Origin of the sequence: Streptomyces sp. FH025, assembly GCF_017427025.1 — a bacterium.
In the GTDB taxonomy this organism is placed as follows: Bacteria; Actinomycetota; Actinomycetes; order Streptomycetales; family Streptomycetaceae; genus Kitasatospora.
The window spans coordinates 1-8,566 of the sequence record NZ_JAFLNG010000319.1; the positions used below are offsets into that span (position 1 = coordinate 1).

General features: G+C 73.7%; 7 protein-coding genes. 3 read left to right on the forward strand and 4 right to left on the reverse strand.

The window, feature by feature from the left end; all coding sequences use genetic code 11:
- Positions 1–1,239: DUF5691 domain-containing protein (locus J0670_RS21945; RefSeq protein ID WP_207813354.1), on the forward strand; the 1,239-nt coding region annotated here is incomplete at its 5' end.
- A 150-nt stretch (positions 1,240–1,389) separates the two neighbouring features.
- Here the strand turns inward: J0670_RS21945 and J0670_RS21950 are convergent.
- Positions 1,390–1,794, reverse strand: a complete 405-nt coding sequence (locus J0670_RS21950) for a cobalamin B12-binding domain-containing protein (RefSeq protein ID WP_030059180.1) — start codon at positions 1,792–1,794, stop codon at positions 1,390–1,392.
- A gap of 328 nt (positions 1,795–2,122) precedes the next feature.
- Here J0670_RS21950 and J0670_RS21955 point away from each other — a divergent pair, with 328 nt between their 5' ends.
- A complete protein-coding gene (locus J0670_RS21955; RefSeq protein WP_207813355.1) occupies positions 2,123–2,944 on the forward strand; it encodes a M23 family metallopeptidase in 822 nt (273 codons plus the stop codon).
- Here J0670_RS21955 and pcrA read toward each other — a convergent pair.
- From pcrA to J0670_RS21970, 3 genes are all read right to left on the reverse strand, one after another.
- On the reverse strand, positions 2,941–5,559 hold the full coding sequence (gene pcrA / locus J0670_RS21960) for a DNA helicase PcrA (RefSeq protein ID WP_207813356.1): 2,619 nt from the start codon (positions 5,557–5,559) through the stop codon (positions 2,941–2,943). The genes J0670_RS21955 and pcrA overlap by 4 nt on opposite strands.
- A gap of 94 nt (positions 5,560–5,653) precedes the next feature.
- A complete protein-coding gene (locus tag J0670_RS21965) occupies positions 5,654–6,382 on the reverse strand; it encodes a response regulator transcription factor (protein WP_207813357.1) in 729 nt (242 codons plus the stop codon).
- Positions 6,375–7,853: a PspC domain-containing protein gene (locus J0670_RS21970; protein ID WP_374223143.1), complete on the reverse strand. Its 1,479-nt coding sequence runs from the start codon at positions 7,851–7,853 to the stop codon at positions 6,375–6,377. The genes J0670_RS21965 and J0670_RS21970 overlap by 8 nt, the downstream gene beginning before the upstream one ends.
- Before the next feature lie 134 nt (positions 7,854–7,987).
- Here J0670_RS21970 and J0670_RS21975 point away from each other — a divergent pair.
- A partial coding sequence (locus tag J0670_RS21975) for a PspC domain-containing protein (protein WP_207813358.1) occupies positions 7,988–8,566 on the forward strand: 579 nt, incomplete at its 3' end.

An 8,566-nucleotide genomic window follows, 5' to 3' on the forward strand; every position in this document is an offset into this window, starting at 1 on the left:
CTGCGGCCGCCCGCCGCGCTGGTGCCCGGACTGCTCGACGCCGCCCGCGCGCGCAGCGAACTGCGGCCCGACGCCGTCGCGTTGGCCGGACCGCTGGGCCGCTGGCTGGCCGAGCGGAACCCGGACTGGCGGTTCGTGCTGCGCACCACCGCTCCCGAACCCACCGAGCGGTCGGACGACCCGGCGGACGACCGGCCGTGGCACGAGGGCCTGTTCGCCGAACGGGTCACCCACCTCACCCTGCTGCGCCGCCGCGATCCGGCCGCCGGGCTGGAGCTGCTGCGCGGCACCTGGTCCACCGAGCGCGCCGAGGACCGCCTGCTCTTCCTCGACGCCCTGCAGGACGGCCTCTCCCCCGCCGACGAGCCGTTCCTGGAGGCCGCCCTCGGCGACCGCAGCAAGAACGTCCGGGCCACCGCCGCCGAACTGCTCTCCACCCTGCCCGGCTCGGCCCTCGCGGAGCGGATGGCCGAGCGGGCGCGGGCCGCCGTCCGGCTCGCCGACGGCGGCACCCACCTGCTGGTCACCCCGCCCGCCGAGTGCGACGAGCGGATGCAGCGCGACGGCATCGCGCCCAAGTCCCCCACCGGGCGCGGCGAGCGGGCCTGGTGGTTCGGCGAGGTGGTGGCCGCCGCGCCGCTCGCGCTCTGGCAGCGGAGCACCGGTCTGACGCCCGAGCGGCTGCTCGGGCTGCGGGTCGGCGACAGCGTGGACGAGACCAGCAGCAGCTGGGCCGACGACCTGCGCGAGGCCTGGGCGCGCGCCGCCGTCCGCCAGCACGACGCCGACTGGGCCCGGGCGCTGCTCGGCCCGGCCCCGGTGCCGCCCGCCCGCGGCGCCGGCCGGGCCCGCTCCCCGCGGGTCACCGGCGCCCCGGCGAAGCTGCTGGCCGTCCTCCCGCCGGAGGAGCGGGCCGCCTGGACGGCCGCCTTCATCGAGGTGCACGGCGTGGGCGAGGCCTTCCAGCTGCTCGGCGCCTGTGCCACCCCGTGGACGCCGCCGCTGTCCACCGCCGTCGTGACGGCGCTGGCCCGGGCCGCCGCCTCCGGCGCGTACCCGTGGAGCCACAGCGGGGTGCTCGGGATGACGGAACGCGCGCTCGCCCCGGAGACGGCCGCCGCCGTCGAGGAGCTGGCCGCCGAGGCCTCCCCCGACTCCGCCTGGTCGGAGACCTTCGCCCGGCTGGCCGGGACGCTCCGCTTCCGGGCCGCGATGCTGAAGGAACTCGATGCCGAATGAACTGACGCCGAGTGGGCTGACGCCGGATGAACCGACGCCGAGTGGGCTGAGGCCGGACGAGCCGAGGCCGGCCGAACCGGCGGGCTGAATGCGGCGGAGCGGGCTGGCCCTCACCGGACCGGCCCGCTCTCAGCCTTTCGGTACCGCAGGTCAGCTGGCCCGCAGATTGGCCTCGACCCAGGCCACCACGTCCCGGGTGGGCGTGCCCGGGGTGAAGATGTCCGCGACGCCCATCGCCTTGAGCTCGGCGATGTCCTCGTCCGGGATGATCCCGCCGCAGAAGACCTTGATGTCCTCCGCGTCGCGCTCCTTCAGCAGCTCCAGCACCCGCGCGCACAGCGTCATGTGGGCGCCGGAGAGGATCGACAGCCCGATGCCGTCCGCGTCCTCCTGGATCGCGGTGTCGACCACCTGCTCGGGCGTCTGGTGCAGCCCGGTGTAGATGACCTCCATACCGGCGTCGCGCAGGGCGCGCGCGATCACCTTGGCGCCACGGTCGTGACCGTCGAGCCCCGGCTTGGCGACCACCACACGGATCGGCCCCGACACACTCATCACTGCCTCCTGGACCTCGTCGTCCACTCCGACCGGACCTCGTGGGCCCACGGGTGCGGTTAACGCTCGATAACCAACCAACCTGAGGGGAGATTAGCGCCACCCGGCCCGGTTCACCGTGCCGCCCCCGAAGAGGAGGGCAAAGTCACAGCCCCAGGCCTTGCTACCAGCGGGTATACCCCTCCTGCGCGCAACCTCCGCACAGACCCCCCGGCCGCACCCTTGACAACCGGAGGTTTTTCCGGGGCGTCGACCTTGCGGCTACAGTCACGGCTGTCTTCACCTCGCCCGACGACGTGCCCGAGGCCCACCGAGGAGGCAGCCCCCGATGGCTCCCGAAGCAGCCGCCCGTCCGACCCGTGCGGAGCTGCGCCTCGCCGCCCGCGAGCAGTCCCGCGCCCAGCGCCGGGGTGCCGCCAAGGCGGCCACCCGCACGGCGCTGCTACGGGTCGCGCTCCCGTCGGTGGCCGCGCTCGGAGTCGCCGCGGCGGCGGCCATGACGGTGCAGGGCCAGACGGACCGGCACACCGAGGCAGGCGGCCCGGCACCGAGGAGCGCGACCGATTCCCCGGACGGCGCGGCCGCCCAGCAGTCGGCACAGCAGGCGGCCGCGCAAGCCCTGGCCGGCGGCGACCAGACCCAGGCCTCGCGCGGCGACGCCCGCCAGCCGCTGGCCGGCACCCAGCCCACCGACGCCCCGAGCGCCCAGCCGACCGCCACCCCGACGGCGCAGCCGACCGCCGAGCCGGTCAAGCCCAAGGTGGTCATGCCGGTCGCCCAGCACGGCCTCGGCGAACTGTTCGGCGCGGACGGCACCCACTGGGCCAACCGGCACACCGGCATCGACTTCCCGGTGGACGGCGGCTCGGAGGTCTACGCCGTCGCCGACGGCACGATCCGCACCCAGTGGAACCCGTTCTACGGCTACATGTCGATGCTGAAGATGAACGACGGCACCGAGGCCTGGTTCTGCCACCTGCGGGCGTACAAGGTGCGCAAGGGCCCGGTGAAGCAGGGCGACGTGATCGCCTTCGTCGGCAGCAGCGGCAACAGCACCGGCCCGCACCTGCACTTCGAGATCCGCCCGCAGGGCAGCGGGCCGGTCGACCCGCTGCCCTGGTTCCTCGCGAACGGGCTGGACCCCCGTTAGAGCTTCTCCACCGGGGCGTACCGCAGCAGCAGCTGCTTGCGCCCGTCGGTGCCGAAGTCGACCGTGGCCTGCGCCCGGTCGCCGACACCGGTGACGGCCACCACCGTGCCCAGCCCGAAGGTGTCGTGGGTGACCCTGTCGCCGACCGCGAGCGAGACGGCCTCGCGCTCCACGACCTTGCCCGCGCGCCGGGCCGACTGGCCCCAGCCTGCCTTCGGCGAGGCCGCCGAGGAGGACGAGGACCGCGAACTCCCGCCCCCGGACGAGGACTTGCCCCAGGAGGAGCCCGAGGAGAAGCCCCGCTGGACCGGCGCCTGCGCCGCCCCCGTCCGCTTCCACTCGACCAGCGCCTCCGGGATCTCCTCCAGGAACCGCGAGGCCGGGTTGTAGGCCGGCTGCCCCCAGGCGCTGCGCAGCACCGAGCGGGTCAGGTACAGCCGCTCGCGGGCCCGGGTGAGCCCCACGTACGCGAGCCGGCGCTCCTCCTCCAGCTCCTTGACCTGGTTGAGCGCCCGCATGTGCGGGAAGATGCCGTCCTCCATGCCGGTCAGGAAGACGACCGGGAACTCCAGGCCCTTGGCGGTGTGCAGGGTCATCATCGTGATGACGCCCTGCCCCTCCTCGTCCTCGTCCGGGATCTGGTCCGAGTCGGCGACCAGCGCGACCCGCTCCAGGAAGTCGGCCAGCGAGCCGACCGGCGGCGTGCCCTCCTCCCCGGCGTCCGGCCACTCGCCCGGGTCCTGCTCGTACTCCAGGGCGACGGACGCGAGCTCCTGGAGGTTCTCCACCCGGGTCTCGTCCTGCGGGTCGGTGGAGGACTGGAGCTCGGCCAGGTACCCGGTCTCCTCCAGGACGGCCTCCAGCACCGCCGCCGGGCCCGCGCCCGACTCGACGACCTGGCGCAGCCCGGCCATCAGGGTGTTGAACTTCTTGACGGCGTTGGCCGAGCGCGCGGCCATCCCGTACGCCTCGTCGACCCGCACCAGCGCCTGGGCGAAGGAGATCCGCTCCCGCGCGGCCAGCGCGTCGATCATCGCCTCGGCCCGCTCGCCGATGCCGCGCTTGGGCACGTTGAGGATCCGGCGCAGCGGCACGGTGTCCTCCGGGTTGGAGAGCACCCGCAGGTAGGCCAGGACGTCCCGGACCTCCTTGCGCTCGTAGAAGCGCACCCCGCCGACCACCTTGTACGGCAGGCCGACCCGGATGAACACCTCCTCGAACACCCGGGACTGGGCGTTGGTGCGGTAGAAGATCGCGACGTCGCCGGGCTTGGTCTCGCCCTTGTCGGTGAGCCGGTCGATCTCGTCGGCGATGAACTGGGCCTCACCGTGCTCGTCGTCCGCGACGTAGCCGACCACCTTCTCGCCGTGCTCGCCGGCCGTCCAGAGCTTCTTCTCGCGGCGGTTGGCGTTGCGCTCGATGACGGCGTTGGCGGCGCTCAGGATGGTCTGCGTGGAGCGGTAGTTCTGCTCCAGCAGGATCGTGGTCGCGTTCGGGTAGTCCTCCTCGAACTGGAGGATGTTGCGGATGGTCGCGCCGCGGAAGGCGTAGATCGACTGGTCCGCGTCACCGACCACGCACAGCTCGGCCGGTGGCACCTCGGCCAGGCGCCCGGCCGCCGCCGGGTTCACGAAGTCGCCGTCCGCGGTGCGCTTCGGCGCGGCCGTGACGGATCCGCCGCTCAGCTCCCGCACCAGCATGTACTGGGCGTGGTTGGTGTCCTGGTACTCGTCGACCAGGATGTGCCGGAACCGGCGCCGGTAGTGCTCGGCGACGTCGGGGAAGGCCTGGAGCAGGTTCACCGTCGTCATGATGATGTCGTCGAAGTCGAGCGCGTTGGCCTCGCGCAGCCGCCGCTGGTACAGCGCGTACGCCTCGGCGAGCTTCTTCTCCATCGGGTTGGCGGCCTGGTCGGCGAAGGTCTCCTCGTCGATCAGCTCGTTCTTGAGGTTGCTGATCTTCGCGGTGAAGGACTTCGGCGGGAACTGCTTCGGGTCCAGGTCGAGGTCCCGGCAGACCAGCGACATCAGCCGCTGCGAGTCGGCCGAGTCGTAGATCGAGAAGCTGGAGGTGAAGCCCAGCTGCTTGGACTCGCGGCGCAGGATCCGCACGCAGGCGCTGTGGAAGGTGGACACCCACATCGCCCGGGCGCGCGGGCCGACCAGCGCTTCGACGCGCTCGCGCATCTCGCCGGCGGCCTTGTTGGTGAAGGTGATCGCCAGGATCTCGCCCGGCTGCACGCCGCGGGCGCCCAGCAGGTGGGCGATCCGGTGGGTCAGCACCCGGGTCTTGCCGGAGCCGGCGCCGGCCACGATCAGCAGCGGCGAGCCGGCGTGCAGCACCGCCTCGCGCTGCGGGTCGTTCATCCCCTCCAGCAGCTGCGCCGGGTCCACCACGGTACGGGCGGCGCCGTTGCGGTACCAGGCGTCCCGCTCGGCCTCGGCGGCATGGTCGGTCTGGAACAGGCCGTCCGGGATGGCCTCCTCGTACGCGTCGTACGGGGCGTCGTCCTCGTACGGCGGAGGCTCCTCGTCGATGGGCGCGGCGGGCTGCTTCGACCCGGCGGCTGGTGCCTCGAAACCGGGGAGCGGAAGGTCGTCAAAGAGGCTACTCATGGCACATCGAGTCTATGGCCACCCACCGACAAGCCCGGCCGCCCCGAAGAGATCGAGCGGACGGGCTTGACGACGTTCGAGACGCCGGGCCGCCTCAGACCAGGCGGCGGGCGGTGGCCCAGCGGGTGAGCTCGTGGCGGTTGCTGAGCTGGAGCTTGCGCAGGACGGCGGAGACGTGGCTCTCGACCGTCTTCACCGAGATGAACAGCTGCTTGGCGATCTCCTTGTACGCGTACCCGCGGGCGATCAGCCGCAGCACCTCGCGCTCGCGCTGGGTCAGCCGGTCGAGGTCCTCGTCCACCGGCGGGGTGTCGGTGGCGGCGAAGGCGTCCAGCACGAAGCCGGCCAGCCGGGGCGAGAAGACGGCGTCGCCGTCGGCGATCCGGAAGACCGCGTCGACCAGGTCGGTGCCGGTGATGGTCTTGGTGACGTAACCGCGCGCGCCGCCGCGGATGACGCCGATGACGTCCTCGGCCGCGTCCGAGACGGACAGCGCCAGGAACTTGACGCCCTCCCGTCGCCCGCCACCACCCTTGTCCGAGGCGCTGCGCGCCGCCCCTCCTGATTGCTCCCCCATCACCCCGACGGAGCGGCGCAGCACCTCGACGCCGCCGCCGCCGGGCAGGTGGACGTCGAGCAGCACCACGTCCGGCCTGGTCTCGGCGACCACGCGGACCGCCGAGTCCACGTCGTCGGCCTCGCCGACCACGTCGATGCCGGTCACCTCGGTGCGGCCGATCTCGGCCCTGACCCCCGTCCGGAACATCCGGTGGTCGTCCACCAGCACGACCCTGGCCCTGCGCTCCGGCCCTGCCTCAGTCATTCGTTCTCTCCATCTCCAGCTCGACCTCGGTGCCGCCGCCCGCCGCCGGCCGCACCCTGGCGGTACCGCCGTTGCGCTTCATCCGGCCGACGATCGACTCCCGCACGCCCATCCGGTCCTCGGGCACCGTGTCGGGGTCGAAGCCGGGTCCGTGGTCGCGGACGAACACCGACACCGTCCTCCCCTCCACCTCGGCGTAGACCTGGACCGGTCCCCCGCCACCGTACTTGGCCGCGTTGACGGTCGCCTCCCTCGCGGCCTGCATCTGTGCCGCGATCCTCTCGTCCATCGGGCAGTCGCCGACGACCACCAGCTCGACCGGGACGCCGTGCCGGTCCTCGACCTCGGCGACGACGGCGCGCAGGGTCTCCGCCATGGTGTCCGGCGCGGCCTCGGCGGCGGCCTCCGGGCGGTACAGCCACAGCCGCAGCTCGCGCTCCTGCGAGCGCGCCAGCCGCAGCACCTCCTTGGGGTCCTCGGCCCGACGCTGGATCAGGGTCAGGGTGTGCAGCACCGAGTCGTGGATGTGCGCGGCGATCTCGGCGCGCTCCTGGGCGCGGATGCGGGCGGTGCGCTCGGCGCCGAGGTCCTGCCACATCCGCAGGCCGTACGGGCCGAGCAGGACCAGCACCCCGGCCAGCACCGCGAGCGAGGCCTGGACCACCGCGGCGAGCGGGGAGCCGCTGCCCTGCATGGCGAGCAGCGCGATGGTGCCGGCCACCGCGAGCAGCACGCCGGCGCCGACCCGGGTGTAGGCGCCGCGCCGCTTCTCGCCCTCCTCGATGCCGAACCAGCGCTGCCAGCGCGAGTCGTCGGCCTGCCGCCAGACCAGCGCGACGCCGACACCGATCGCCAGCAACGGCCAGGTGTAGGGCTTGGCGGTCTGCCAGCCGAGCACGTTGAGCAGGGCTATCAGGCCGATCACGACCATCACCAGGGCGGCGAGCTGGCCGATGCCGCCCTGCCCGTCCTTGGCTGCGGGCCGGGCGGCATCCGCGGACTCGCCCTCGGCGGCGGCCGCGGGCGCGGCGGCCGGCTCGCCCTGGACGGCGTGCTGGAGCAGCTCCCGCAGGCGGCCGACCCAGCCGCCGCCCGCCTTGGTCAGCGGCGTGCCCGGCCGCAGCCACGGCGAGGTCGGGATGTAGACGCCGTTGACGTTCACCCAGTGCGCGCCGCCGCGCTGCGAGGCCTCGCCGATGCCGATCGGCACCACGAACCAGAACGCGGCGTACAGCAGCGCGCCGATCCCCTGCGCGAAGAACAGCAGCACGAAGGCGATCCGCACCCACCGGACGGGCAGTCCGAGGTGCATCGCCAGGCCGTGCGCGACGCCGCCCAGCATCCGCCCCTGCGGGCTGCGGTAGAGCCGGCGGTACGGCGGCCGCTCGCCGTCGGGCGCGGTCGGGTCGCCGCCTCCCGACGGTGCGGCGTCGGGGGCGAGGGGTCGGGGGTCGGAACCGGGTGCTGCCACGCCACCGATGGTTCCACGCGGGCGCCCGCGGGCGCATCAGGGTGTACCCCTGGGCCTTATCAGGGACAAGTCAGGGTACGGGCAGGGCCGTACCCGGTTGGGTCCGCCCGCCCCCTGCCGGAAGGATGGTGTCCATGACCGAGGACCACCGCATCCAGGAGGCCGGGCCCACCGCCCCGCCGGAACCTGACCGCCCGTCGCTCACCAGGGCCGAGCACCACCGCGTGGTGGCCGGCGTCTGCGGTGGCCTCGGGCGGCATCTGGACATCGACCCGGTGGTCTTCCGGGTGGTCACCGTGGTGCTCTGCCTCTCCGGCGGCCTCGGGCTGTTCCTGTACGGCCTGGCCTGGCTGATCATCCCGACCGAGGACGGCGCCGACGGCAAGGGCCGGGGCGGGCGCACCGAGCTCCAGCGGGTGCTCACCGGCCGGGTCGACGGCCAGTCGGTCGGCGCGGTGCTGCTGACCGTGATCGGCACCGGGGTGTTCTTCTCCTCGATGGGCGACGGCGACCAGCTGTTCCCGCTGCTGCTGCTCGGCGCCCTGGTCTTCCTGGCGGTGCGCTACGACCCGGACCGCCGCCGCGGCCGGGCCCGCGGGCGCCGGCGCGGCGGCCCGTACGACCGGCACTTCCCCGAGTCCGACGGCTACCGCTGGCCGCGCACGCCGGAGGACGAGGCCGCGCGCGCCCAGCGCGCCGCCGACTCCCCCGCG